Raw genomic sequence first — 24,856 nt, forward strand, 5'->3', positions numbered from 1 at the left:
CCGATAAGGGCCGTCTCTTTAACGAAATATACAAGCGCTCCTGAATCTTTTCAGGGGCGTTTTTTATTTTTGTACCATCCAAAGTTAAGCCATGAACTATATTCTTTCCGACGGATACCACCGCGAAGATCTTTTTCCCTTTACCTTCACACGGCCCGTATGTGAAATTCGGGTAGGCATCCTGACCATCAGGGAGAAATGGGAAAAATGGCTTGGTACAACCGTCAGTAGCCTCACGGAGGAATACCTCTCGGAAAAATTTCCTCTTGAGATGGGGAAAGAGAATGTAGTGATCAATGAGAGCTATCTTCCCAATGCCGATGTATTGGCCGCTATCCAAAGTTTGAAAAAAGGAGAGGCTTTGATGGATCAAGATCAATACATCGCTTATGGTACCGATGATGCCAAGACACCTTTCAACAGTGATGACTATGTGCTGATTCCGTATACTTCGGACAGCTTGACCATCAAGCATACCTGGGACATTTTTTCCAAAAACGGTGAAGCTTTGCAATCCGATTTTGACCTGTTGACCAAAGGAAGAAAAAGTCAACCCATTTCAAGTACCAACCAAGTGTTGAACCCTGAAAATATTTTCATCGAAGAAGGTGCCACGGTAGAGTTCAGTATTTTGAACGCGTCCACAGGGCCCATCTATATTGGTAAAAATGCCTTGGTGATGGAGGGCTGCATGATCCGGGGAGGTTTCGCCCTTTGTGAAAATGCCGTTGTGAAAATGGGTGCCAAGATTTACGGACCCACCACGGCTGGACCCGGTTGTAAACTCGGTGGCGAAGTAAACAATTCAGTTCTGTTCGCCAATTCCAATAAGGGACATGATGGTTTTTTGGGCAATTCCGTGTTGGGGGAATGGTGCAATATCGGAGCCGATACCAATACTTCCAATTTAAAAAACAACTACGCAGAGGTACGCCTGTGGAACTATAAAACAGAAGGTTTTGCCAGAACAGGTCTTCAGTTTTGTGGGCTGATGATGGGCGATCATAGCAAATGTGGTATCAACGTCATGTTCAATACCGGAACCGTCGTGGGGGTGAGCGCCAATATTTTTGGCAGTGGATTTCCACGGAATTTTGTCCCCAGTTTCAGTTGGGGTGGGGCATCTGGGTTTACTACGTTTTTACCTAAAAAAGCCTTTGAAGTGGCCACGGCCATGATGGAACGTCGAGGCATGCAATTCAACGAAACCGAAGCTCGTATCCTGGAACACGTTTTTGAACTTACCCAGAAGTGGCGGAACTATTGAAGGAATTTTAAATGATCTTGGCTTTTTCCACGGCGGTTTGGATATCCCGAACAACCAATCCCTTGTTTATCAAACTGTAAAGGCCAAATTTCTCAAAATCTTTCTCCAACCCATCATTGACCCCGGAAATGATGACCTCAATTCCTTTGGATTTAAAGGTTTTGATGATTTCTTTCAACCCTTGGAAACCCGTGGCATCTATCAACGGAACATATCGCATCCGTATGATCACCGCTTTGGGCTGGATATGCGTTTGGGTGATGGTTTCCTGAAATTGTCTTGCCGCACCAAAGAAGAGGGGACCGTTTATTTCATATAAAACGACATTCTTGGGTATTGCCAAGTTTTCGTTCTCAAAAAGTTGTTCCGCTTCTTGACTTTCGTGGGTAATGTTCTGTATTTGAACAGATTCACTCATTCTTTTCATGAATAAAAAACTTGCGAGTACTACACCAACCTCAATGGCAATGATCAAATCAAATAGAACGGTAAGCAAAAAGGTAGTCAATAAAATGATGATGTCCATTCGGCTCCCCTTCAGAATGGATACAAATTGCCTCCACTCGCTCATATGGTATGCGACCACTACCAAGATGCCTGCCAAGCAGGAAAGCGGGATCAATTTTGCATAAGGGGCAAACAATAACATGATGGCCAACAGGACCAATCCGTGCACGATGCCCGCAATCGGGGTGCACCCTCCGTTCTTTACGTTGGTCGCGGTTCTGGCAATGGCACCCGTGGCAGGGATTCCGCCCAAAAGTGCAGAAAAAATATTGGCCGCCCCTTGGGCGATGAGTTCCATGTTGGAGCGATGTTTTCCACCTATCATGGAATCGGAGACCACAGCGGAGAGCAAGGATTCGATGCCTCCCAACAATGCAATGGCAAATGCAGGCTGAATGAGGGATTTCACGGTTTCAAAATCAATGGAAGGAAAAGAGGATATATCAAAATGGTTCGGGATTTCACCAAAGTTGCTTTCGATGGTATCCACAGGAATATTAAAAACGCTGACAGCTATGGTCGACAATAGGATGGCCACGATGGATCCAGGGACTTTTGCTATCCATTTTTGAAAGAAAAGGGTCAGCAAGACCGTGCCCACAGCAATGGAGATGGCATACCCATTGACATGGCTGAAGTTTTGAAAGTAAACGGTCCATTTCTCCAAAAAATCGGAAGGAACCTCTTTGACGCCCAATCCCAAAAAATCGTTCACTTGGGAAGATAGGATGATCAACGCAATAGCGCTGGTGAATCCCACGATCAACGAGTAGGGGATAAATTTCAAGAGATTACCCAGTTTGGCAAGCCCGAACCCGATAAGGATAAAACCTGCCATAAAAGTGGCTATGGTCAACCCGGAAAGACCAAACTCTTGCACAATGCCATAAACAATGACAATGAAGGCACCTGTGGGCCCTCCGATCTGCACCCGACTTCCACCTAACACTGAAATAATGATTCCGGCTACAATGGCCGTGATCAATCCTTTTTCAGGCGAAACCCCAGAAGCAATGGCAAAAGCGATGGCCAAGGGCAGGGCCACGATTCCCACAATGGAACCAGAAATAATATCTTTTGAAAGTGTTTCCTTAGAGATACCTCCTTTTAGGAGGGAAAATAATTTAGGGGTGAATTCCACATTCATGTTTCAGGGGCTTTGGCCAATACACTATTCTTGTAGATAGATTTCGAATTTAGTGGAAAAATGGTAAGCTGGAAAGAAGGGCTAACAAAGGTTATCACCCTTTTTGTCAACTGTTTTGGAATAGTGGGTTGTATCTGGGAAAAGGTTTTTGAGATTACCCAAAAGTGGCATACGTCCGACGGATGTCATACGCTTAACCCCAGATTTTTACGTCCATGTACTTTCTGTTCCTCGGATGGGATGTTTTCTGTTGCTTTGTACCGGTTGTGAATGATACAACCACAACTATCATTATACATCAATCAAAAATCAACAGAGATGAAAACAAAGGTACTATTCTACATGGCACTTTTACTGATTTTCGGTAATTGTGCAACAACAAAAACCAATCCACCCATTTTAAAGGATTATACTCTTGGGGAAAAATGGATCTGGAAATGGGAACGTGTAGCTGAAGGGGAGGTTCGTGCACAAGGGGAAGACATTCAGGAAGTAGTAAACTACAACGGAACGTTAGGGCTTTGGAACGGTATCGATACGCTTCAAATTTCAAAAACGATTCATCAAGAGCAGAGCGATACCCCATTTCGGAATTGGCCTTTAGAGGTAGGAAAAAAATGGAAATATGTATCGGAATGGGAAAATAATGAAGGTACAACGGGAAAAACCAGTCAAGATGCTAAAATTACTGCATTTGAAGAGTTACATGTGGTGGCCGGGAAATTCAAGGCATATAAAATAGAATACAAAGGAATTGTGACAAATTCCAGAGGTTTTAAGGGGGAGATGAACGATATTTGGTGGTATTCCCCGGAATTGAAAACCTACATCAAACATGTCAACGATGATGGTTATGGCTTATATACCAATGAATTGACTAGCTATTCAAAAGCCAATTAAGATAACCTTAGCCTAAATCCAGTATATTTCAAACCAGAACTTTGGGAGCAAAAAAATCAAATACAGGAATATCGCTTTATTGGAAATGCCAAATCGTATGTTGGGGTGTGGTTTCCTTGTTGTGGTTGTACATTGCTTTGGACAGAGATCATTTTACGGTTCCCCATGCCATTGTCAACTATGTGTTGGACGTTTCCGTTTGCATTGGCCTAACCCACGCGTACAGAGCAATTGCGTTAAGATCAGGATGGAATCAACTGGGCATTAAACAACTGCTAAAAAGGATTATTCCATCCATATTGATTTTGGCCGTTTTGTTTATGCAATTGATGAATCTAAAAACTTCGGCCTATATCTATTTGGTGCATCACAACAATACCTTTGAGGACAACGTATGGATTTGGAACCCAGTTTTGATAACAGGATTGAGGCATATGGCCATTTGGGTGCTGGCCTATCATGCTTATCATTTTTACCAAAGAGAGGTAAAAACGACAAAGGCGAATGCACAGCTTTCGGTAATTGCAAAGCAGACCCAACTGGACAATCTGGCGGCACAGTTGAACCCTCATTTTTTGTTCAATTCCCTGAATTCCATTAAAGCATTGGTCATTGAAAACCCGAAGAGTGCACGCAGGGCCATTGATCTGTTATCCGATCTATTGCGTTCATCACTATATGAAAAGGAACATACCACCATATCCATTGCGGAAGAAATGGCATTGGTAAAGGATTATGTGGAGTTGGAAAAACTACGATTTGAGGAACGTCTCAATATTCAATTCAATGTGGACCGGACCCTTGAACACTTTAAAATCCCGCCACTGAGTATTCAACTTTTGGTGGAAAACGCCATCAAACACGGGATAGATAAACAGTTGGAAGGAGGTACCGTTGCTATTTTGGTGCAAAAGGAGAACGACCATGTGGTGATAACCGTCAAAAACCCTGGAAATCTCTCCAAAGATGATCATATTGGGGTTGGATTAAAAAATCTAAAGCAACGCCTTTTGTTGCAATATGAAGGGAAGGCGAATTTTAAGATGGAGTCTCCTTCCGAAAACGAGGTGGTTGCCACCTTAATGATACCGATTGAAAAATGAAGGATAGATATACAACTTTGATCATAGATGATGAGCGTTTGGCCCGTGAAGAGGTCCGAAGGGCGCTTGAAGGCTATCCAGAATTTGAAATTGTGGGAGAAGCGAACAATGCGGAAGTTGCCATCAGTTTGATTGAAAAAGAACAGCCTGACATCATCTTTTTGGATATCCATATGCCAGGGAAATCTGGGTTTGATTTGCTGGAGGAACTGGGAACCGTTCCCGAAGTGGTGTTCACAACGGCTTATGACCAATATGCGGTACAAGCTTTTGAGGTAAATGCGCTGGATTATTTGGTAAAACCGCTTAGGGACGAGCGTTTTGTCAAAACCATTGAAAAGGTAAAGGTTGAATTACAAAAGAAGGAAGAGGCACAGAAAGCACCGTTGGCAAGCCATCAAAAAATCTTTATCAAGGATGGTGAGAAGGTCTATTTCATTGCATTATCGGAGATACGTTTAGTAGAGTCCATGGACAATTATGTGCGCCTATATTTTGGTAATCAAAAAGCCATGGTGAAGCGTTCCCTGAACCAACTGGAGGAAAAATTGGACCCCAATACGTTTTTCAGGGCCAACAGGAGCCAAATCATCAACACGGAATACATCGAGGAAATACAACCTTATTTCAATAACAAACTACGAATTGTAATGACCACTGGGGAAACGGTGGACCTCTCGACAAGACAATCGGTAGCGTTCAAAAACCGAAACAGTTTGTAGCGATTGAACATGCAATCACATCAAAAAACGAATAGCAAAAGCATAAAGCTTAGGGGCGACTATGCCCTAAACTCAAAATCAATCAAAATGAAAAAATCGATTAGCAAAGCATACAGTATTGCAGTTCTGGCCTTATGTTTTCTAGCCGCTTGCAAGGAACGGACCCCAGTTCAAATCCCAAGGACTGTTACCGAAAATGGCACAACCTATCTAGTTCAGGACAGTATCTTGATTGCAACGCAGGATGGTGCCAAAATCCATGCGATCGTGGTTCGGAACGCCCAAAATGAGGAACCCACTCCTGCGGTGTTGTTCCATACCATCTACGCACGTAAAAGCGACCTAAAAAGGGCAAAAATGGCAGCGGACCACGGGTATGTTGGGGTGGTTTCCTATACCCGTGGCAAAGGATTGAGCCCCGATTCCATAGTACCCTATAAACATGAAACAACCGACACGTATGCGGTCATTGACTGGATCAGTAGGCAAGATTGGAGCAACCAAAAAGTGGGGATGTATGGCGGAAGTTATGTAGGCTTCACACAATGGGCCGCTGTAAAAAACAAGGTGCATCCCGCCTTAAAAACGATTGTTCCTTCGGTTTCTGCGGCACCGGGTATCGCGGAGCCCATGGAAAACGGGGTCTATTTCAATTTTCACTTTCCATGGCACCATTATGTTTCCAACAACCAATATTTGGACACCACCTTGTATTATAACGGGCAACGTTGGCAGGATTTGAACATGGAATGGTTTCAAAGAGGGGTGGCTTACAATGCCATGGATAGTTTGGATGGATTGCCCAATCCCCAGTTTGGGGAGCGATTGTTACACCCGACCATTGACACTTATTGGCAAGACATGATACCCTATAAAGAGGATTTTGCCCATATCAACATACCTGTTTTGGCCACGACCGGGTATTATGATGGGGGACAAATCGGCACCCAGTACTATTTGAGGGAACATGCCAAATACAACAAAAATGCAGAACATTACCTGGTCATTGGGCCGTATACCCATTTTGGCGCCCAACAAAAACCAGATGCCCGTGTTTTGGGATATGACATCGATTCCGTGGCACAAATTGATATCACGGAGTTGATTTTCGAGTGGTTTGATTACGTCATGAAGGGTGAGGCCAAACCCACATTGCTTCAAGACAAGATCAATTACGAGGTCATGGGAGCCAACAAATGGGAACACGCTCCTTCATTGGGGCAGATGGCCACGGACACGCTCAACTATTATTTGAGCAACCAACGTTCGGGGGTGGCCTTTTCCTCGCTGTTTGGTACGGGAAACAACGGGGAGGATATTCATTACACACTGTCGGAACAACCTGAAGACCCCAATGCATTTTTGGAGCAGACCATTGATTTTTCGGATCGTAGCAACCTTACCTGGAATTCAAGTGGCTGGAGAAGTATTATTGCCGACAGCTTAATGGTGGGACAAGGTTTTTCCTTTGTGACCGAACCTTTTGACTCCGATTTTGAACTGAACGGTTCATTTGGAGGGGAGATCTCGGTCTCCATCAACAAAAAGGATTTTGATTATAAAGTGGTGTTGTTTGAGCAGACCCCTGAGGGCAAATTCTTTGCACTGGCATTACCCTATGTAGGTAGGGCGAGTTATGTACGAGATCGAGAACACCGACAATTGTTGACACCAAATGAAAAAACAAAACTTCCTTTTGGCATCGTACGGATGACGAGCAAGAAAATCAGTAAGGGAAGTAGATTGGTTGTGGTCATCAATGGGATCAAGGACCCCTTTACTGAAATCAATTATGGCACGGGCAAAAATGTAAGTGAAGAAACTATCAAAGATGCCCAGGAACCCTTGGTCATTAAATGGTATGGGGATAGTTATCTGAAAATTCCGGTAAAAAAGTAAAAAAGAAAAGGGCAATTGAAGTATTGCCCTTTTTCTCTATTCAAACCCTGAGTATTTTACAAAGTAATGCTCAGAAAACCATCTTTTTGCAGGTTAAACCCATATAAAATGCCGTTTTCAACCACACCCATTTCCTTGGGAAGTTTTGTAGCGTCCACCCCGAACTTTTTCAAAGAAAATCCACAGGCCAACAACTTGATGTTCTTGTTTTTGGCCATATCCAGATAGGGTTGCATGGTTTCCAAGTTCGTAAGGTCGGAAACGGTCTGCCCGCAGATGACCACATGGAACTCCCCAAATTTTTCCCCGTCATCTGTAGCTAGGGCATCGGCGGCCAGGATAATGGCCTTCAGTTGGGGAACGTTTCGGGTGAGCACAAAATAATTGTTTCGCTCTTTGTTATAAGTGGTCTGGGCTTTCCCTTCTTGGAGCCCTGCTATAAAAGTCATGGCTACCAAAGCCATTGTCAATATATGTTTCATGAGTATTATTTTTTAAGTTTTGGATTCAGTACAAAAAATAGGAGTCCGCCTAAAATGGCAATGTTCTTGAACAACGGTCCAATGGTGGCCATTTGTCCCACTTGAACGGTAAGGGTGATGGGCACCAATACACAAATGAGCACGATGGCCGACAAGCGGGTCTTGAAACCCGCAAAAAAAGCGATGCCAAACACGAACATCACCACGCCCGACACTATCACAGAAATTTCGGCAGGACCCAACAAATGGCCCAAGGTACCAAACCGGGCCTGATCCATTTTGGCAATGGTCTTGTCCACGTTGAGCAGATGGTTCAGGCTGGCCACGATAAAGATCAAACTCACCAACATCCGCAAAACGGTTACCGAGGTACGACTGACCGCAATGGTTTTGTTTTCCATATCGATCAGGGTTTAGTGGAATTGATAATCGGTTCCAGGCAATTGCGACAACACATTGTCGCCTAGGTCCAAGGCTTTGGCCCGACCATCCATTACTGGGGCAATGGCACCCTTGGCTTTCAGGTATTCCACGATCACATCATGCACGGTATAGTCCATCACTTCCGTCTCCACGGTGTTTGGCATGCGACAGAGGGTGGGCAGCGGTTCGCCCTCGCGCCTACAGGCCGAAAGGGTGTACAGTTTATCCTCCTGCATGGGCTCGCCACCGATCATGATCGATGCCACGCGTTCCCCTTTGGGTTTGTTGGCATAAAAGGTGAGCTCCATACCCGAAAAGCGCACCAACCAACCCCCGAAGCGTTCCATGGGATTTTGGGCGAATACGTTGTGGATTTCCTTTTCCAGCCAATCCTTGATCTGCTTGCCCGTGGCCTTGCCGATTTTTACCTTTTCGTTTACAGGGAGCATGCTCCACAGATCGGCCCGGGTAATGGGTGCCTTGCCGCTTTCTCCAATGGAAATGGGCGTACTGAACCGGAACCCGTTGGAAATGGAAATATCGGCCCCGGTCTTCCAGCGGGCGGCATCGGTAATAAAGTTGTCCATGGGGTTTTCCACCACAAAATAGCGGTAGAGTGGGGTGCTGGTATAGCCCAACACCTGTTCGATTTCTTCCTTGTATGGGGCGGTTTCCTGATCAATAAGCTGTGCCACTTGTGCATCGGCGGGGTATGTTTTTGGATCCACTTCCATGAGGTCGTAATCTTCCTTGATGATCTTGCCATCCTTCACCATCAAGGTCAGTTTGCCCACAAAGGAGGCAAAGGCCCCGGGTTCGGTCACCTTGGAATATTTCGCCTGAAGCGGTTTGCGGATGCGTTCGTGGGTATCGTTGCCCAAAATGTAATCCACGCGCTGCAGGGCAGGGTGATTGGCCAAATCGTATTGCTTGCTGATGCCAATATGCGTCACCAAAAAGAGCAGGTCCACCTTTTGGTTGTCCTTGAGTTCGGTGATGAGGGCCTCCAAGTTTTTGTCGATGGGATCAAAACGGATGCCCTTGCTGAAGGATGGGTTCTGGCGTACCGGAATCTCGGGATCGTTGTAGGAGATAAAACCGAGTTTTACGCCTTTCATTTCCTTGATAAAATATTGGGGAAACAGGGTTTCGCCCGAAGCCTCATCGTACATATTGGCCGAAATGACCGGGGTGTCGTAGTGCTGCAGCACGTCCATCATGGTCTGTTTGCCATAGACGACCTCCCAGTTGCCGGGAATCAGAAAATCGTACCCCATGGCCTTGATGATGGGGGCAAAGGCCTTCCCGTGCGAAAGGGCCGCCACGGCACTGCCTTGGATCATGTCGCCACCGTCTAAGATCAGGGTGCCTTCGGGGTCTTTGCTGCGTTCCTGCTCAAAAAGGGTCTTCACATGGGCCAAACCACCCAGCTGGCGAAAGGTAATCTGGTCGTTTTCCCAGAACAGCTCATCGTGGGGCTGCAATTGCCCGTGAATGTCAGCGGTTTGCAGAATGGTGATGGTCTGCTCGGGGTTTTCTTTTGGGGTCTCCTTGCACGAAAACAGGGTTCCGCCGAGGAGGGCCAGGGCCGCCAAGCCCAGGATTTTATGTGGTATCATGTGTTTTGTGTTTGTAATGAAACGTAAGCTAAGGATAAAAATGGGGTCTTGTTATGGAATGCTTACAGGTAGCCCTTAAACTGTTGGTAGAGAATGTACAACGGTACCGAAGGAGGTAAAGCCACTTCATTGTCAGAGTGCAGTAGTGGTTGATTTCCTGTTGATCCAAGTGCTGCCAAAGCCGTGGTAGTAATGGGCAAAAAAGGCAGGGGTTGGGCATTGATTTCCTTTGCTTTGGCCGTGGACACCGTAACAAAAGACGCGCAACAGGTTTTGGAAGCCGCAGTGGCCTTAATCTTGTTGGTCACCTTGGTGGTGGTGAGACCCAAAGAGGACTCTATGGTGTTCCGGACCTTGCAGGGTGCCAAAAGGAGCAGCCCGATCAACAGAACGGACAGTCCTTTTTTAGTGCTAGGTGGTGATGTGTGGATTCCCTGCATGTTTCAAATTAAAAACGATCTGTGCAATTTTGCTGTAACTAAAGTTACAGAGGATGGGTGATTGGTGCAAAGAAATTGGAATAGAGTTGGATGAATAAATTCTGTTTCAATTTCGAAAAGCTATTAAGTTTATTAGTATCTATTTTTCACTAGAACTTTCGTCTTCAGTTTCTTCCTCAGCAAAAATCCCCGAAATTTTCTTAAGCATTTCTTCCAAGTTTACTTTTTCATCATGTGATAAATTACCAAAGTCCGTGTCCTCAATAGAATTATCCTCTAACATTTGTTTGATCATTTCTGTGTATGTGAAGTCAACGGCAATGGTACCTTGCTGTATCTTAATGGTAATGTCATTATTTTCCTCTTTGTTAAATATCAATTTCATTCTTCTGTAAATTTCTTAAGATTATATTTCTTTACTCTCTTTTTAATTGAGGATTTACCACCGTCCGTAATTGTGGCTATTAAATCCACAACACTTTTACCTTCAATTTCTCCTTCCAATGGACTTGATTTAATGATTAATTTGTTATTTACATTTCTGCATAATATTATATTTTGAGCATCCGCTAACATTGGAATTGTGGCATTGTGAGAAACCAATATTATTTGTTTTTTGCTTTTAATTTTCTTAACAGCTTCAACCAATCCTTTGTTAATGTAATCAGTAGCTAAATTATCCTCTGGCTGGTCGATGATTATAGGTGCACTATCTTTATCATAACCTAAAATAATATCAAGAATTACTGAAGTTTTCCAGCCTGGACTTAATTTTTCGAATTCTCGACCATCCTTAGTGATGATTTTGTATTTCTTTTTGTTTAAATTTTCAAAACCATTGTAGATTTTACTTTCAAAATCATCATAATCATGAACTTTAGGATTTTGTTTTTTGAAGTTAGATTCAAATAGTAATTCAGGCGTAATATATTTAAAATCAGTGATTTTATTTTTTAGATAGTGATTGACTACTTCAATGAATTTATTTGGGTTTAATTCAAAGTCATTTTCTATATAAAGTTTATGTCCCATAGATTCAATTTCCTCCGAATCAAAATTTAAAGAATAGGTTGAAATTGAAGATAAAGTTCTATGAAACTGACGGTATGCTCGAACGTATTTTTTTAGGGATTCTTGAAGTTTATTGAAGTTTTGTCTTTTGGTTTGTTCTTCAAGATTGGAATGCTTTAGCTCTTGGTTGTAATCTTCTTGCTTTTGCTCTAGTAAATTTCTAACCCTTTTTTCCTTATTTGAAATTTGTAGTACGCTTTCAAGTTCTTTCTTTAGGCTTAAAACTAAGTTAGAATCATGTATTATGAATGGATATTGAGACAGAAAGTTTTCTAAATTATCTAAAGATTGAATATAATTATCATATGCACCTTTGGAGAAAAGAAGTTTTTCATTCTCAATTTCTGATGGTTGAAGATTATCATAGATATTGGTTTCTAAATTACTACCAGTTATTAGTCTGGAAATAATAGGAATCGTGTTTAATGTTTGACTTTCTTCTTCTAGAATTTTTACGCATCTAATTAATTCTTGAATGTTCTTTTTAAATTCTCTTAGACCATTATTAATACTTATTTTTATATCATCATCTCCGGGAAAAACTCTTTTTATAATATCAATATTTTCAATTTTATCCTCACTGACATTGTTTACTACTTCTGATATGTAGTTCTGTGACAAAAAATGAGGAATCATACCAGAAGGATTTACAACAGTTATCTTGTCTACTTCGTATTCGGAATAAATAGATTCATCTAAAGTTTTATTTAAGTTTCTAACAATTGAATCGGCAAGTAGTGTTTTACCACTTGAAGAACCTCCTATTATTACATTTAAGCCAGAAGTTAATTCGATATCTATTTCAATGTTGTTTTTTTTGTGAGAAACAGATTGAATATTTTCAGAATAAAATACAGGCTTTGTCTCAGAGTATATTAGTCTTGACTTTTCAGATAGTGATAACCTTAAACCATTAAATGTTGGCTTTGCAAGCATCCAAGTTGGTTTAAAGGGATTTTTATCTTTTCCGTTTGGATAATTATTTGGTGTGTAATTGTCACTACAAGTTATTAGGTTAACAAATTCATTTATACCTAACTTTTTAAAATATTCTTGAGTGCGCTCCAAGCCATTATCTCCTCTAGCTGTAAATCCTTCAAAGTGATTATAATATACACTTCTTTCTAATGTTCCATCTACTGTAGTTTCTTTTGGTATTGAGGTGTTAAAAGTAGCGTGTGATTGACCTCCGTGAGGCAAAAGCATAAAATTGTACTTATCAAACTTATTTATAATATCTTGAATTGTAGGTATAGTTGGGTCTTTCTTCTCTACTACTTTATTTGGGTATAGTTCATCAAGTCTACCATTAATGTCATCAATTATTTCTTCTGTTATTTCATTTAAGTCAAAATAGATATGACAGTGATATGCAGGACAGGTGTTATAGTTTCTGATGTGCAGTTCAACACCAAGAATGATGTTTATATTTAAAGCAACTGCTTTTAAATAGGCACTTTTGTTAACCATATTATGGTCAGTTAGGGAAATCAAAAATTCAGAGTTCCCATTAAATTCGTGAATTTTACTTACTAAAGTTTCAATGTCGTAATCATTATTTACGTCATTTGGGTCCGTAGAAGTATGGATATGTGTGTCTAGGTAAATTGGATGCACAGTCTTTTTTAGGTTTACTTTCTTTTAATGGGGATATTGCTATTTCGATGTTCTGCTAAATTAACAGAAAACCCCCTACAATACCTTACGCTTTTCCGTAAGGAGTTGTCGTTTTATCAACAGGAATCCCTGTTTCTCAGATATTCAGGATCAGTTCAAGTATGGTAGGAGTCACATTGCTCAACAAAGAGGATCGTTCCAAAGCATGTGATCATTGGGCCACGGGAATAAATTCGTAGTTCTTTTCGGAGAGATTAACGATCAGCCGAAACGTTCCGGCTTCCGTGATGATATCCGGTCCAAACCATTCCAGTTGTCCCTTTGGGAAAGTGGCCCCGCCCCAGTTTACGTTCCAGCTCTTGTTTTCCCTAATCTTAACACCGCCTCCCTTTAAGGTAACAACGGCTTCCCAAATGGCCTTCTTTTCGTCTACCAAGGTTAGGAGGGTATCATCCAACCAGTTTTGGTTGGAGGTTCCCTGGCCGATGATGCCAATATTTTCATATAGGAGTTTCACCTCGGGATACAGATCGTGAATTTGGGCCATGGAGTTGGTGGAGAGTTCATGCAATTGACCCAATTGATTTTTTAAAAATTCCTTTTGTTGGGCCAGTTGCACCAAACCGGACCGGATTTCAGGTGTTTGCAGCAGGGATTTGGCCTTTTCCCAATCCTTTTGTTTAAAGTAGGCCGTGTCGTTGAGCATCCCCATAAAAAGCGAATACCCAAAGTTGACCGAAGGGACAGGGAAACCCTCCTTGATCATTATGGCCGAAATGGGTTTGTCATTGGTGGATACATCTGAAGAAGCCAGGGACAGGTAATTGGTCAGGTTCCTTGCCAACAAGTTTTCATTCTTGTCCTTTGGGTTCACCACCATATTTTGAATGTGAAATCCTATGGATGTAGTAAAGGCCCGAGGTTCGGATTCCAAGTAAAAAAGAAGTCCGGGGATTTGTTCCAACCGCAGGGAATCCGAAAAGTTGTAGAGGCTATCCGCATACCGTTGTTGCAGGTACAATCCCGCTATATTAAAGTTTAATTGTTGGGTTTCCAATTCCAGACCATTGTAAATCTGCTCAATGGTGGCTTGGTAGTTTTCCTTTCGTTTTCGCTCCTCGTTCCAATTATTGATCTGCAACGCGATCAAGATCCCGATGACCACCAGTACAATTTCCCCCGTAGCATAAACGAGGTATTTGGTGAACCTATTTTGGGCAAGTAATCGTTGCCTAATGGTACGAAAGAATCGGATCACGCGAGGTTGGTTTCCCTAAATATATGATTTTTATGAATTTAGGGGATAAAAAAAGCCAGCAACAACAGCTACTGGCTTTTATGGGTTGGTTTGAAGACGTTATTCCTTTACTTCGGGTTTTTCGGTAAAAGGGGTAATGCCAAATTCAGGATATACCTCGGTGGGGTAGTAGAATGTACCGCCCTTACTCACCATTTCAATGGTCTTGATCGCCTTGATGTCCTCCACGGGATTGCCGGGCACCAAGAAAAAGTCGGCCAGTTTGCCTGGTTCCAAGGTTCCCAAGTCATCCTGCCCTAGGTATTGGGCCATATCGTAGGTGGCACGTTTTAGGATCTCACCATTGGTGAAGCCCAATTGGTCCACGTAGAGTTCCAGTTCGCGGTGCAGGTTAAAGGCACCGCCCAAATCGGTTCCGGCCACGATAAAGATGCCCTTGTCCTTCATCATTTTGATGGTCTCCACAATTTTATCGTAGGCTTCGCGATAGGCTTTGTCCTCCTCGGCATCGGCAATCTGGGCCATGGCCACTTTCAGTCCACGTTGGGCATTGGGAGGCATATGGTCGATATAATCCTCGGAACCTGGGGCCACTTCCCCGTTGCGGGAAAGCATCAATTTTTCATGGATGGCCAAGGTGGGATCAATGGCCGTTTTGTTGTTCACGAAGAGGTCCATGGTCTCCTGTACTTTGGGACTGTTGAGGTCCAATCCAGGAAAACGTTTCATGGCCGTCAATCGGAGGAGGGTACGGGTATCTTCCTCAGGCTCCAAGACCCAACCCAACATGGTCTGGTTGATGTGGGTCATTTCATCATACCCGGCCCGTAACATGGCGTTCGCATTGGAAAATGCGGGGACGTGCCCGGTAACGAACAGGCCTTTGTCATGGGCTTTTTTCACGATGTCCGGGGCCCAATCCCCGTTCATGCTGTTATAGAGTTTGATGCCGTAAAAGCCAAGGCTGTCATAGGTGTCCACTGCGGCCAAGGCCTGCTCCTTGGTTTCCACCAGAATGCCGTTGTTGCTGTTGAAGGGACTTTTTCCCTCGATAAAGCCCAAACGGGTAATACGGGGTCCGGCCAACACGCCTTTTTCGATTTTATCGATAAGGTTGGACAGTACTTCGGTGTCGTTCCCCATATCGCGGAAAGAGGTCACCCCCGCCAATACGTTCAACAAGGCACCGTTGTCGCCGGAGTGGGCATGCATTTCGTATAGTCCGGGTACCAAGGTACCGCCATTGCCGGCAATCACCACTTCGTTGTCGCCAGAGGCATCGGCCGCTTCAATGGCAGCGATCTTATCGCCATCCACCACCACAGAAACAGGGTCGGAAACGGTCATATTTTTGCTATCGAACACATGCACGTTTTGGATGCGCACCTTTTTGTCGTAGTTGTGGGCGTATTCGGTTTGCAGGGTCTCATACCGATGGGTGGAATAGTTTTCGGCGAGTTCCCTCATGTCTTTTTCCACATTTTCATACCCCTCGCGAATCATGATGAACCTGGGGGTAATGGCCGCAAAAAAGCGTTGGTCACCATCCAGAATAAAATAGGAAGGGTTCAGGTCGGCACCGGATAGGGCATAAGTGGTCAAAGCCAATTCCCCGTCCCCAGAAAATTTGGGGATGAGAAGGTCTTCCATCTTGGTCAGTTTTAGGTTTCCGGCGGGCAACACGGGCAAAGTGTTCTCTGGGGCATCCAAAAGCAAGCGTGCGGCCAAAACTGCGGAGTAGGGACTTCCAAATTGGTTTACGTACAATCGTGGCGAGGTAACGGTGGCGGAGCCGGTTCCAGTGGCATCCGTCCAGGAGGCATTTTCACCTTCCAAAGAAAAATGTTCGTCCACGGCGTTGCCAAAAGTAGTGTTCCCGGTGATTTTCCAATCGATGGGATAGCCTTCGGGATTCAACACGATGGTTTCCTTCATCGTCGGGCCACGGCCATTGTTCTTAAAATCGTAATCAATGTTGATGGTGTCCCCGGCAGTGTTTGTCTTGAGGTACCCCACCTTGTTTTCACCGATGATCACGGTATAGCTTTCATCGCCTTGGTAGTTGGCCAGGGATGAAACGGTTTCTTTTTTACAAGAAAGGCCTGTCAACAAAATCAGGCCAAAAATCAGTAATCGAAGTTTCATAAAGTTGGTTTTTTAAAGGTTTCAAGGTAACGATTTCCAATCTATTTTGGGTGATAGAGCTGTTAAGATATTCCGTGTTCTGTCTGTTATTGGGCCACAAAAAACCCCAGCGCCACTGGTACGTTGGCAACTGGGGTTTCCATCATCAATCAAAGTAAAGACGGTAATATTCCGAGGCGAAAGGATTACCGGACCTTGCTTTTAATTTTTTTAATTATTCATTACGCAATCCGAAGGGACATCATGCTAATAGATCCGCCTACAGTTTTGTCATTGAAAAGTTCCACTTCCTCTTTTTTGTCCTTCAAGGCGAGGGTGTACAGTAGGGGCAAATAGTGCTCCGGGGTGGGAATGGACATCGCAAAACTGTTTCCTTGCTTGTGATAGTGGATAAGGGCATCGTGATTGTCGTCCAAAATGAAACCTCTCATCTTGTCATTGGCTTCTTGGGCCCAATCCCAGGCATAGGTATCGTTCAACTTTTGCCATGCTACGCGACGCAGGTTGTGCACCACGTTGCCGCTGCCCACGATCAATACCCCTTTATGTCGAAGGCACTCCAATTGTTGGGCGAGCTCATAGTGGTATTGTGGGTCTTTGGTATAGTCCAAACTCAATTGGATCACGGGTACATCGGCATCAGGATACATGTGCTTGATCACGCTCCAGGCCCCATGGTCCAATCCCCAGTGATGGTCCAGTTCCACTTGGGTCTTGGTGATGATGTCCTTGGTTTCCTGCGCCATTTCAGGACTGCCGGGTGCGGGATATTGCACGTCGAACAACGCTTGCGGAAACCCGCCAAAATCATGGATCGTGGGCGGATGCTGCATGGCCGTCACCTTGGTGCCACGGGTTTCCCAATGGGCCGAAACACAAAGGATGACCTTGGGCTTGGCCACTTCCTTACCCAATTTACGAAAGGAGGATACAAATTCGTTTTCCTCGATGGCGTTCATAGGGCTACCGTGTCCCAAAAAGAGGACAGGCATTTTTTCGGAAAGAGGAAGGCTCTGATCGAGCGACCGTAATGTGCTTAAATTGTTCATGGTAGTGGTTAAAGGTACAATTCCCAAGATTTTGATAAACTCCTTTCTGTTCATGAAGGGAACTTTAAAAAGCCCGGACCCTTTCGGAATCCGGGCAACTGGTACATCATATTTGCGCCTAGGCCTTTACAAATTGAACCTCGGCGGCAATTTTCACTTCATCGCTTACCAAAACACCACCGGTTTCCAAGGCGGCATTCCAGTTAAGACCGAAATCCTTGCGATTGATCTTTCCTTCAAAGGAGAACCCGGCTTTTTCGTTGCCATATGGGTCTTTCATGAATCCCCCGAACTCTACATCGAGCTCCACGGATTTGGTAATGCCTTTGATGGTCAAATCCCCGATCAGGGTATATTCCCCATCATCCGTTTTGGTGATGCTAGTGCTCTCAAATTTCAATTCGGGATAGGTTTCCACTTCGAAGAAATCGGCACTCTTCAAGTGTCCGTCCCTATCGGTATTGTTGGTGAAAACGGAAGTGGCATCCACTGTTGCGGTAATTTTGGAGGTTTCAAAATCGTCTCCTTCGATTTTCGCATTGAACTTGGTGAACGATCCCTTCACGTTGGAGATCATCAGGTGCTTTACCTTAAAGGTCAATTCGCTATGGGTTGGGTCTAAATTCCAAATGGTTGTTGACATTGTTTTACTTTTTATGGTTTTAATGATGGTACAAAGATCCCGCAAGAAAGGGAGCAGGGGGTAATACCATTTGGAAGAAGGGTTGTACTATTTGGAAATGAGCTGTTTCATCTCGTTTCGGAAGTCGGAAGGGGTCTGGCCGGTCTTACGTTTGAAGACTTTGGAGAAGTAGGCCTTTTCATTGTAGCCCAGTTCAAAACCGATTTCGGCAACAGTCTTGTTGGTGTTGATGAGCAGGTTTTTGGCTTCGGTCAATTTTCGGGTCTCAATGATTTCGCCAACACTTTGCTGCATCACTTCCTGACAGATGAGGTTGAGGTTGCGCTCACTCATGAACAGTTTTTCGGCGTAGAAGGATATTTTTTCGGGTCTTCGGAAGTTTTCCTCCAAAATGCGCAAAAAATTGGCGTAGGTCTGGGAATGCGCATTGCTCGATTCCTGTTCCGGGTCCTCGGGCTTTTCATTGTACACCATGGTGAGCAAAGTGGTGAGCAATTGTTTGATGATGGATAGGTTGGGATGGGGTCTGTTTACCTCATCGTGCATCATCTCGCAAAGGGAAGTGAGCCTCCCAAAACAGCGATTGGTGGGCAAGGTGATGTTGGCCCTGTTATGAAAGTAGTTATACAGGTTAAAGATGGTCTCCGACATGAACTCGCTTCGGAACCGGATGACCCAAAGGTCGCATTTCCCTTCATGCAACTGTGGCTGGAGCAGGTGGGGTTTGCCTTGGGTCACAAAGCTTACGAACGGGGCATAGACCGTTTCATCATCAAAATCGATGAAATGGGAAATTTTGCCTTCGACCCCAATGATCAATTCCTCAAAATCGTGGATGTGCGGTTTTATGCTCTGGCTTTCAAGGGCCTTGGCATCCGTTTCCGTAAACCTGAATATTTTGAAGAGTTCCTGCACAGTCTTGGGCTTTCGTAGGACGAGATAGCCACAAAGCTAAGCAAAAATAGGGTCGACATCATGTATTGTGACGGTCAGCGTCCTCCTTCGGCCAATGTGGTAGGGGTGTACCCAAAATGTCTTTTAAAGGCAAACGAAAAATGCGACAGGTTTTCAAAACCCGTTTCAAGGTAGACTTCAACGGGCTTCCGATTGTTTTTGGACAATTGGTAATGGGCCAGTTCCAAACGTTTTTGGGTAAGCCACCGTTGCGGGGTGGTATGGAAAACCTTATGGAAATCCCGTTTAAAAGTGGTCAAGCTCCTGCCAGTCAAATAACTGAACTTTTCCAGTGGCATGTTGAACATGAAATTCCGTTCCATAAAAGTGGCCAGGTCTATTTTGTGGGGTTCCTCAAAATTGGCCAAAACATCGTCGATGCCCATATCCAATGTTCTAAGGATGGAAATGGCCTCGGTAATCTTCAAGGAAGCGATGTTTTCTGGAAATGCTTCCTCTTGCATATCAAAATAGGGAATCAAGGAGGCTAGGCAACTTTTCAATAAGGGATGGTTCCCAAAACGGACGATTTTGGGTGTCGATACCACCTTCGGTTTCACATCCAGTTTGGCATAAAAGTCCCTCAACCTGTCCGTGGAAAGGTGCATCACCACCGATTTATGGGGAAGGCCGTCCTTGGGATAATTGATGATGGTGGCCAGTTGGTTTCTGGGAATCAGGAAGATGTCCCCTTGCCTGAACACATGGCTTTCATCTGCCTGTATGATCTTTGTTTCCCCCGAAATGAACCACACAAGCATATGGTGGTCAAACACCACTTCCGTTTTGAACAGCTTGTCCTCGTAGGAAGAAAGCTTGATATCGGGTGTTATGTATTTTAATTGATAGTCCATATGCCTGTGCAGTGTAAAGGTAGCAATATCAATGGATGGGAAATTGTATCCCGATGAGTTCTTCGCTCAAATCCCACAGTTGTTTGGCAAACGTTTGGTCCAAAGAATATGGGTTGACCCCATTGGATGTTGAGGATTCGGTTGTCAGGGTTGCTATTTCCACATCCTCGCAATACACCCCTCCCAAGTTGTGGAGCATGGGACTTGTGGCACACCATACCGTTGTGGCCGCTCCTTGGGGAATGGTTTTTAAGGATGCGGCCACTTCGGGCAGAATATTGCCTTCGGCATCACAAAAACCCATTTGTTGGAACAGTTCCAGCGATGCTTCCCTAGCCAATTCTGTTCCTCCAATAGATCCGGGATGTAACGAATAGGCCCGGACGTTGTGGGTCTTGGCCCTATTATCCAATTCAAGCGAAAATAGATTCACCGCGGTTTTTGACTGTCCGTACGCCTGCAAAGTCTCATAATCCCTGTTTAAAAAATTGGGGTCATCAAAGTTGAAGGGGGCAAATTGGTGGCCGTATGAAGAGACATTGACCACTCGTGCACCATTTGCTATTTTAAGAGAGGGCCATAGTCTGGCGGTGAGTTGAAACTGTGCCAAGTAGTTGGTTGCCAATTGGGATTCCATGCCGCGTTCGTCCCTTCGCAAAGGCACCCACATAATCCCCGCATTGTTGATGAGCAAATGTAACGGTCTGTCTGATGTCAGGAATTTTTCAGCAAAGGCATCGATGGATTCGGGATCCATCAAGTCCATGGCTTCTACTTCTACATTGGCCATTCCTTGTAGGTTGGTCTTAGCTTTTTTGATATCCCTTGCCGGAACGATTACGGTCGCCCCTGCATTTGCCAACGTTTTGGTGGTTTCCAGGCCGATACCCGTGTTGCCTCCGGTCACGATGGCAATTTTGTCGGAAAGGTCGATTCCCTGGATCACTTCGTTTGTTGTTGATGCCGCGTTGAATCCCGAACCAATGGGATTTTGCAAGGCGCCTTGATAATTGTTCTGTTCCATTTTGATTTGTTTTATGGAGCAAAACTAGAGGGGAAAACAGCTGACAGGTTTGTTCAAACGTCTGAATGTACTTTGTTCAAACGGTCATTTGTTGGAGTAGTGGGGATGTACGTCCTGTTGTTTTACCAAATACAGTTTGATTTTTCTATAGTTAAGCTGTTCTTATAACTTCCAACAAATCACTATCTTTGCGGCCCTGAAACGCAAAACGCATATGAACAAAAAGGTCGCTTTTTACACCCTCGGCTGTAAGCTCAACTTTTCCGAAACTTCCACGATTGCAAGGAGTTTTGAGAAGGAGGACTTTGAGCGTGTGGACTTTTCTGAAAAAGCGGATGTGTATGTGATCAATACCTGTTCGGTGACCGAGAATGCGGATAAACGTTTCAAGGCCATTGTAAAACAGGCCCAAAAAAGCAATCCTGAAGCCTTTGTGGCCGCGGTGGGGTGTTATGCCCAGCTGAAACCAGAGGAACTCGCCGCTGTGGACGGGGTGGATTTGGTTTTGGGTGCTACCGAAAAGTTCAAGATTACGGATTACCTGAACGATTTGACCAAGAATGACAAAGGTGAAGTACATTCCTGTGAGATCGAGGAAGCCGATTTTTATGTGGGCAGTTATGCCATTGGCGACCGTACCCGTGCTTTTTTGAAAGTTCAGGACGGATGCGATTACAAGTGCACCTATTGTACCATTCCTTTGGCCCGTGGTATTTCGCGTAGCGATACCTTGGAAAATGTGTTGCACAATGCCAAAGAAATTGCATCAAAGGATATCAAGGAAATTGTGTTGACAGGGGTCAATATTGGGGATTACGGCAAGGGTGAATTTGGCAACAAACGCCATGAGCATACCTTTTTGGATCTGGTAAAAGCGTTGGATACCGTGGAAGGCATTCACCGTTTGCGGATTTCGTCCATAGAGCCGAACCTGTTAAAAAACGAGACCATTGATTTTGTGTCGCAGAGCAATTCCTTTGTACCCCACTTCCACGTGCCGTTACAAAGTGGCAGCGACGAGATTTTAAAGAAAATGCGACGTAGGTACTTGACCAACCTGTACGTGGATCGGGTAAAGCGCATCAAAAAAGCGATGCCTCATGCCTGCATCGGGGTGGATGTGATCGTAGGGTTTCCTGGGGAGACCGATGAGCATTTTCTCGAAACCTATCATTTCCTCAACGAATTGGACATTTCCTATCTGCATGTGTTCACCTATTCGGAACGGGACAATACGGTAGCGGCTGAAATGGGTGACGTGGTTCCCAAGAACGTACGCAACAAGCGCAGCAAGATGCTTCGTGGGCTATCCGCCAAAAAAAGGAGGGCTTTTTATGAGAGCCAGTTGGGCAGTTTAAGGACTGTTCTTTTCGAAGGGGAGAACAAATTGGGCTACATTCATGGATTTACCGAAAACTATGTAAAGGTAAAGGCTCCTTGGAACCCCGAGTTGGTGAATACGTTGCACCAAGTGGAATTGATTTCCATTGACGAGGATGGTTTGGTACGTTTCGAATTTGTTCCTGAAAACGTTATGGCATAAAAAAACCTCCCGGTTGTGAGAGGTTTTGATTTTTAGGGTGTTGTGTTGGTGTCAGATACGGATGCCAACAGGCAACATTTCCTTATACTGTCTGTTCTTTCTCAAGAAACCTGCTATTTGAGGGCTGGTTGGTACCACTCTTAGGTTTTTCTCTTGGATTTCGTGAAGCACGGCTTTGATGAATTCTTCCCTAAAGCCTTCTTGCTCAATTTCTTCTGGAATAACCAGCTTGGTCAGGAATACTTTGCGCTCTTGTGAAGAGTACTCGATTTTGGCTAAATGCCCATTGACCCTAGTTTCAAACTGGCGCAGGAAACTATTGTCATTGATTTCCATTTGTGTCATATAGTACTGTTTTGTTAATGACTCTGTAAAACCATCAAAGCGATGATTTTGGTGATCCCCATTAAATAAAATAATCCGTTAGGTGGGGTTAACTGCAAAAGGGGTACAAATTTAGTCAAAATATTGCTAATTTCCTAGGGCTTATCGATATTTGGTGTGATATGCCCGATAACAAAATCCATGTGTACCTGATGCCAGGAATGGCGGCCAACCCTTCCATATTCGATGGCATCCATCTTCCTACCGATACCTTTGAGACACATACCCTGGAATGGTTTGTTCCCGAAAAAGGGATGAGTCTTCACGATTATGCCCAAAAGATGTGCGATAAGATTGCACACCCCAATCCGGTTTTGTTGGGGGTTTCCTTCGGAGGGATGCTGGTACAGGAAATGGCCAAATGTATGCCCGTACAAAAGGTCATTGTGGTGTCCGCCGTAACAAACAAGCACGAACTACCTAAAAAAATGCTCTTTGCCAAGTACACCAAGGTGCACAAACTACTGCCCACGGGTTTGGTGAACAATGTGGAACTGTTGGCCAAGTATGCCTTTGGGGAAACTGTGACCAAGCGGTTGCATTTATACGAACAATATCTATCCGTTCGGGACAAACATTATATTGATTGGTCCATAGATCAGATCGTCAATTGGAATCAGGAGGAAACACCTACCAATGTAGTACACATTCATGGGGAGAAGGACTCGGTTTTTCCGATAAACAACATGAAGGACTGTATTCCGGTAAAGAACGGAACGCACACGATGATCATTCATCGGGCAAAATGGTTCAATGAACACCTGCCTACAATTATTTTGCAATAATTTCGTCTATATAATAGTATCTTTAGGGTACTTTTTAAAAAATCGGCTATGAAACACATCAAGAACATATTGGCATTTATAGGACTAATTGCGGTGGTAAGCACCTTGATTTTTGCGGTTCAGTCAGAACCTACGGAAGAGAAAGCCCAAGATCAGCAGGTGCAGAAAGATGATGAAACCGATAAAAGTGTGGCGGATGGTTACCAGATCAGCGCCATTGAAATTCCAGAAGACCTCAATTTTGCAGGGGAGGCAGTTCCATTGGATGATCCCGAGATCATGGAGCGAGTGGATCGTGAGTTTTTGGTGAACACCTATTGGCAGTCCAATGCCCTTTTGTTGATGAAGCGTGCTAATAAATATTTCCCGATCATAGAGCCCATTTTGAAAAAGAACGGCATCCCGGATGACTTTAAGTACTTGGCCGTTGCCGAAAGTGGCCTTGAAAATGTGGTTTCACCAGCAGGGGCGACCGGTTTTTGGCAGATTATGAAAGGTACAGGCAGGGAATATGGACTTGAGGTGAACGACAATGTGGATGAACGCTTCCATATTGAAAAAGCCACTCAAGTGGCCTGTGATTATATCAAAAAGTGGAAGGAACGTTTCGGTAGTTGGACCTTGACCGCTGCGGCCTATAACGCAGGACCGGCAGGAATCCAAAAATACATGGGCATCCAACAAGTGGATGACTACTACGATCTGTTATTGGGGCAAGAAACTGGACGTTACGTGTTCCGGATCATGGCCATCAAGGAAATTATTTCCCATCCGGAGAAATATGGTTTTGAGCTCGAACAAAAGGATATGTACGAGAAGGTGCCCACCTTTACCGTAGAAGTGGACACGGCAGTGACCAGCTGGGCCGATTTTGCCGAGCTTTATGAGATCAATTATAAAGTGTTGAAACGCCACAACCCTTGGTTGCGTGAGCCCCATTTAAACAATGCTTCCCATAAAAAATATGTGATAGAGATTCCGAACAAGGGGTATTACCGTGTTGGGAATGTGGGGAAATAG

23 protein-coding genes are annotated in these 24,856 nt (G+C 44.2%); 8 read left to right on the forward strand and 15 right to left on the reverse strand.

The features are described 5' to 3' along the window. The first annotated feature begins 91 nt into the window (after positions 1 to 91). On the forward strand, positions 92 to 1,267 hold the full coding sequence (locus D2U88_RS14270; protein WP_119641222.1) for a GlmU family protein: 1,176 nt from the start codon (positions 92 to 94) through the stop codon (positions 1,265 to 1,267). Between the two features lie 7 nt (positions 1,268 to 1,274). Here D2U88_RS14270 and D2U88_RS14275 read toward each other — a convergent pair whose 3' ends face one another. Further along, positions 1,275 to 2,921 carry a SulP family inorganic anion transporter gene (locus tag D2U88_RS14275; protein WP_119641223.1) on the reverse strand — a complete coding sequence of 549 codons (1,647 nt, stop codon included), beginning with the start codon at positions 2,919 to 2,921 and terminating at the stop codon, positions 1,275 to 1,277. Positions 2,922 to 3,239: 318 nt separating this feature from the next. Between D2U88_RS14275 and D2U88_RS14280 the strand changes: the two genes are divergently transcribed. From D2U88_RS14280 to D2U88_RS14295, 4 genes are all read left to right on the forward strand, one after another. Then, positions 3,240 to 3,821 carry a hypothetical protein gene (locus D2U88_RS14280; protein ID WP_147378594.1) on the forward strand — a complete coding sequence of 194 codons (582 nt, stop codon included), beginning with the start codon at positions 3,240 to 3,242 and terminating at the stop codon, positions 3,819 to 3,821. Between the two features lie 41 nt (positions 3,822 to 3,862). Next, positions 3,863 to 4,924, forward strand: coding sequence for a sensor histidine kinase (locus D2U88_RS14285; protein ID WP_119641225.1), 1,062 nt, complete (start codon positions 3,863 to 3,865; stop codon positions 4,922 to 4,924). Further along, positions 4,921 to 5,646: a LytR/AlgR family response regulator transcription factor gene (locus D2U88_RS14290; protein WP_119641226.1), complete on the forward strand. Its 726-nt coding sequence runs from the start codon at positions 4,921 to 4,923 to the stop codon at positions 5,644 to 5,646. The genes D2U88_RS14285 and D2U88_RS14290 overlap by 4 nt, the downstream gene beginning before the upstream one ends. Before the next feature lie 87 nt (positions 5,647 to 5,733). After that, on the forward strand, positions 5,734 to 7,545 hold the full coding sequence (locus D2U88_RS14295; protein WP_119641227.1) for a CocE/NonD family hydrolase: 1,812 nt from the start codon (positions 5,734 to 5,736) through the stop codon (positions 7,543 to 7,545). Positions 7,546 to 7,601: 56 nt separating this feature from the next. On the opposite strand, the gene D2U88_RS14300 is transcribed toward D2U88_RS14295, so the two are convergent. The 13 genes from D2U88_RS14300 to D2U88_RS14360 all read right to left on the reverse strand — a co-directional run bounded on the left by D2U88_RS14300 (position 7,602) and on the right by D2U88_RS14360 (position 21,124). Next, a complete protein-coding gene (locus D2U88_RS14300; RefSeq protein WP_119641228.1) occupies positions 7,602 to 8,027 on the reverse strand; it encodes a sulfur reduction protein DsrE in 426 nt (141 codons plus the stop codon). A gap of 5 nt (positions 8,028 to 8,032) precedes the next feature. Beyond that, positions 8,033 to 8,428 (reverse strand): DoxX family protein, encoded by a 396-nt coding sequence (locus D2U88_RS14305; RefSeq protein WP_119641229.1) that lies wholly within the window; start codon positions 8,426 to 8,428, stop codon positions 8,033 to 8,035. A gap of 12 nt (positions 8,429 to 8,440) precedes the next feature. Continuing rightward, positions 8,441 to 10,069, reverse strand: coding sequence for a bifunctional metallophosphatase/5'-nucleotidase (locus D2U88_RS14310; protein ID WP_119641230.1), 1,629 nt, complete (start codon positions 10,067 to 10,069; stop codon positions 8,441 to 8,443). Between the two features lie 62 nt (positions 10,070 to 10,131). After that, complete coding sequence (locus tag D2U88_RS19420; RefSeq protein WP_147378595.1) at positions 10,132 to 10,509, reverse strand: hypothetical protein; 378 nt, start codon at positions 10,507 to 10,509, stop codon at positions 10,132 to 10,134. A 139-nt stretch (positions 10,510 to 10,648) separates the two neighbouring features. Continuing rightward, complete coding sequence (locus D2U88_RS14320) at positions 10,649 to 10,894, reverse strand: hypothetical protein (protein WP_119641232.1); 246 nt, start codon at positions 10,892 to 10,894, stop codon at positions 10,649 to 10,651. Continuing rightward, the gene (locus D2U88_RS14325) at positions 10,891 to 13,197 is read right to left on the reverse strand and encodes a PHP domain-containing protein (RefSeq protein WP_119641233.1); all 2,307 of its coding nucleotides are present in this window, start codon (positions 13,195 to 13,197) and stop codon (positions 10,891 to 10,893) included. The genes D2U88_RS14320 and D2U88_RS14325 overlap by 4 nt, the downstream gene beginning before the upstream one ends. A 211-nt stretch (positions 13,198 to 13,408) precedes the next feature. Continuing rightward, positions 13,409 to 14,455 (reverse strand): DUF6090 family protein, encoded by a 1,047-nt coding sequence (locus D2U88_RS19775; RefSeq protein ID WP_119641234.1) that lies wholly within the window; start codon positions 14,453 to 14,455, stop codon positions 13,409 to 13,411. A gap of 99 nt (positions 14,456 to 14,554) precedes the next feature. Then, a complete protein-coding gene (locus tag D2U88_RS14335) occupies positions 14,555 to 16,600 on the reverse strand; it encodes an amidohydrolase family protein (RefSeq protein ID WP_119641235.1) in 2,046 nt (681 codons plus the stop codon). Positions 16,601 to 16,821: 221 nt separating this feature from the next. Next, positions 16,822 to 17,649, reverse strand: a complete 828-nt coding sequence (gene ygiD / locus D2U88_RS14340) for a 4,5-DOPA-extradiol-dioxygenase (RefSeq protein ID WP_119641828.1) — start codon at positions 17,647 to 17,649, stop codon at positions 16,822 to 16,824. 118 nt (positions 17,650 to 17,767) lie between these two features. Beyond that, a complete protein-coding gene (locus D2U88_RS14345; RefSeq protein ID WP_119641236.1) occupies positions 17,768 to 18,292 on the reverse strand; it encodes a YceI family protein in 525 nt (174 codons plus the stop codon). 87 nt (positions 18,293 to 18,379) lie between these two features. Continuing rightward, positions 18,380 to 19,207: a helix-turn-helix transcriptional regulator gene (locus D2U88_RS14350; protein WP_119641237.1), complete on the reverse strand. Its 828-nt coding sequence runs from the start codon at positions 19,205 to 19,207 to the stop codon at positions 18,380 to 18,382. Positions 19,208 to 19,281: 74 nt separating this feature from the next. Further along, on the reverse strand, positions 19,282 to 20,100 hold the full coding sequence (locus D2U88_RS14355; protein WP_119641238.1) for an AraC family transcriptional regulator: 819 nt from the start codon (positions 20,098 to 20,100) through the stop codon (positions 19,282 to 19,284). A gap of 28 nt (positions 20,101 to 20,128) precedes the next feature. Then, on the reverse strand, positions 20,129 to 21,124 hold the full coding sequence (locus D2U88_RS14360) for an SDR family NAD(P)-dependent oxidoreductase (protein ID WP_119641239.1): 996 nt from the start codon (positions 21,122 to 21,124) through the stop codon (positions 20,129 to 20,131). A 214-nt stretch (positions 21,125 to 21,338) separates the two neighbouring features. Here D2U88_RS14360 and mtaB point away from each other — a divergent pair, with 214 nt between their 5' ends. Then, entirely contained in the window at positions 21,339 to 22,667 is a 1,329-nt protein-coding gene (gene mtaB / locus D2U88_RS14365) for a tRNA (N(6)-L-threonylcarbamoyladenosine(37)-C(2))-methylthiotransferase MtaB (RefSeq protein WP_119641240.1), read from the forward strand. 51 nt (positions 22,668 to 22,718) lie between these two features. Here the strand turns inward: mtaB and D2U88_RS14370 are convergent, their stop codons facing one another. Then, a complete protein-coding gene (locus D2U88_RS14370) occupies positions 22,719 to 23,012 on the reverse strand; it encodes a GNAT family N-acetyltransferase (RefSeq protein WP_119641241.1) in 294 nt (97 codons plus the stop codon). A gap of 161 nt (positions 23,013 to 23,173) precedes the next feature. Between D2U88_RS14370 and D2U88_RS14375 the strand changes: the two genes are divergently transcribed. Together D2U88_RS14375 and D2U88_RS14380 are read left to right on the forward strand one after the other, a co-directional pair. Next, positions 23,174 to 23,836, forward strand: coding sequence for an alpha/beta hydrolase family protein (locus D2U88_RS14375; protein ID WP_119641242.1), 663 nt, complete (start codon positions 23,174 to 23,176; stop codon positions 23,834 to 23,836). A 48-nt stretch (positions 23,837 to 23,884) separates the two neighbouring features. Next, the gene (locus D2U88_RS14380; RefSeq protein ID WP_119641243.1) at positions 23,885 to 24,856 is read left to right on the forward strand and encodes a lytic transglycosylase domain-containing protein; all 972 of its coding nucleotides are present in this window, start codon (positions 23,885 to 23,887) and stop codon (positions 24,854 to 24,856) included.

The sequence above is a fragment of the Flagellimonas aequoris genome (genome assembly GCF_003584165.1).
Classification (GTDB): domain Bacteria; phylum Bacteroidota; class Bacteroidia; order Flavobacteriales; family Flavobacteriaceae; genus Flagellimonas; species Flagellimonas aequoris.

What these genes read in the sequence shown, in the direction of transcription:
- D2U88_RS14270 (WP_119641222.1), top strand. Translation starts at nt 92, where the DNA reads ATGAACTATATTCTTTCCGACGGATACCACCGCGAAGATCTTTTTCCC.
- D2U88_RS14275 (WP_119641223.1), bottom strand. Translation starts at nt 2,921, where the DNA reads ATGAATGTGGAATTCACCCCTAAATTATTTTCCCTCCTAAAAGGAGGT.
- D2U88_RS14280 (WP_147378594.1), top strand. Translation starts at nt 3,240, where the DNA reads ATGAAAACAAAGGTACTATTCTACATGGCACTTTTACTGATTTTCGGT.
- D2U88_RS14290 (WP_119641226.1), top strand. Translation starts at nt 4,921, where the DNA reads ATGAAGGATAGATATACAACTTTGATCATAGATGATGAGCGTTTGGCC.
- D2U88_RS14295 (WP_119641227.1), top strand. Translation starts at nt 5,734, where the DNA reads ATGAAAAAATCGATTAGCAAAGCATACAGTATTGCAGTTCTGGCCTTA.
- D2U88_RS14300 (WP_119641228.1), bottom strand. Translation starts at nt 8,027, where the DNA reads ATGAAACATATATTGACAATGGCTTTGGTAGCCATGACTTTTATAGCA.
- D2U88_RS14305 (WP_119641229.1), bottom strand. Translation starts at nt 8,428, where the DNA reads ATGGAAAACAAAACCATTGCGGTCAGTCGTACCTCGGTAACCGTTTTG.
- D2U88_RS14310 (WP_119641230.1), bottom strand. Translation starts at nt 10,069, where the DNA reads ATGATACCACATAAAATCCTGGGCTTGGCGGCCCTGGCCCTCCTCGGC.
- D2U88_RS19420 (WP_147378595.1), bottom strand. Translation starts at nt 10,509, where the DNA reads ATGCAGGGAATCCACACATCACCACCTAGCACTAAAAAAGGACTGTCC.
- D2U88_RS14320 (WP_119641232.1), bottom strand. Translation starts at nt 10,894, where the DNA reads ATGAAATTGATATTTAACAAAGAGGAAAATAATGACATTACCATTAAG.
- D2U88_RS14335 (WP_119641235.1), bottom strand. Translation starts at nt 16,600, where the DNA reads ATGAAACTTCGATTACTGATTTTTGGCCTGATTTTGTTGACAGGCCTT.
- ygiD (WP_119641828.1), bottom strand. Translation starts at nt 17,649, where the DNA reads ATGAACAATTTAAGCACATTACGGTCGCTCGATCAGAGCCTTCCTCTT.
- D2U88_RS14345 (WP_119641236.1), bottom strand. Translation starts at nt 18,292, where the DNA reads ATGTCAACAACCATTTGGAATTTAGACCCAACCCATAGCGAATTGACC.
- D2U88_RS14355 (WP_119641238.1), bottom strand. Translation starts at nt 20,100, where the DNA reads ATGGACTATCAATTAAAATACATAACACCCGATATCAAGCTTTCTTCC.
- D2U88_RS14360 (WP_119641239.1), bottom strand. Translation starts at nt 21,124, where the DNA reads ATGGAACAGAACAATTATCAAGGCGCCTTGCAAAATCCCATTGGTTCG.
- mtaB (WP_119641240.1), top strand. Translation starts at nt 21,339, where the DNA reads ATGAACAAAAAGGTCGCTTTTTACACCCTCGGCTGTAAGCTCAACTTT.
- D2U88_RS14370 (WP_119641241.1), bottom strand. Translation starts at nt 23,012, where the DNA reads ATGACACAAATGGAAATCAATGACAATAGTTTCCTGCGCCAGTTTGAA.
- D2U88_RS14375 (WP_119641242.1), top strand. Translation starts at nt 23,174, where the DNA reads ATGCCCGATAACAAAATCCATGTGTACCTGATGCCAGGAATGGCGGCC.
- D2U88_RS14380 (WP_119641243.1), top strand. Translation starts at nt 23,885, where the DNA reads ATGAAACACATCAAGAACATATTGGCATTTATAGGACTAATTGCGGTG.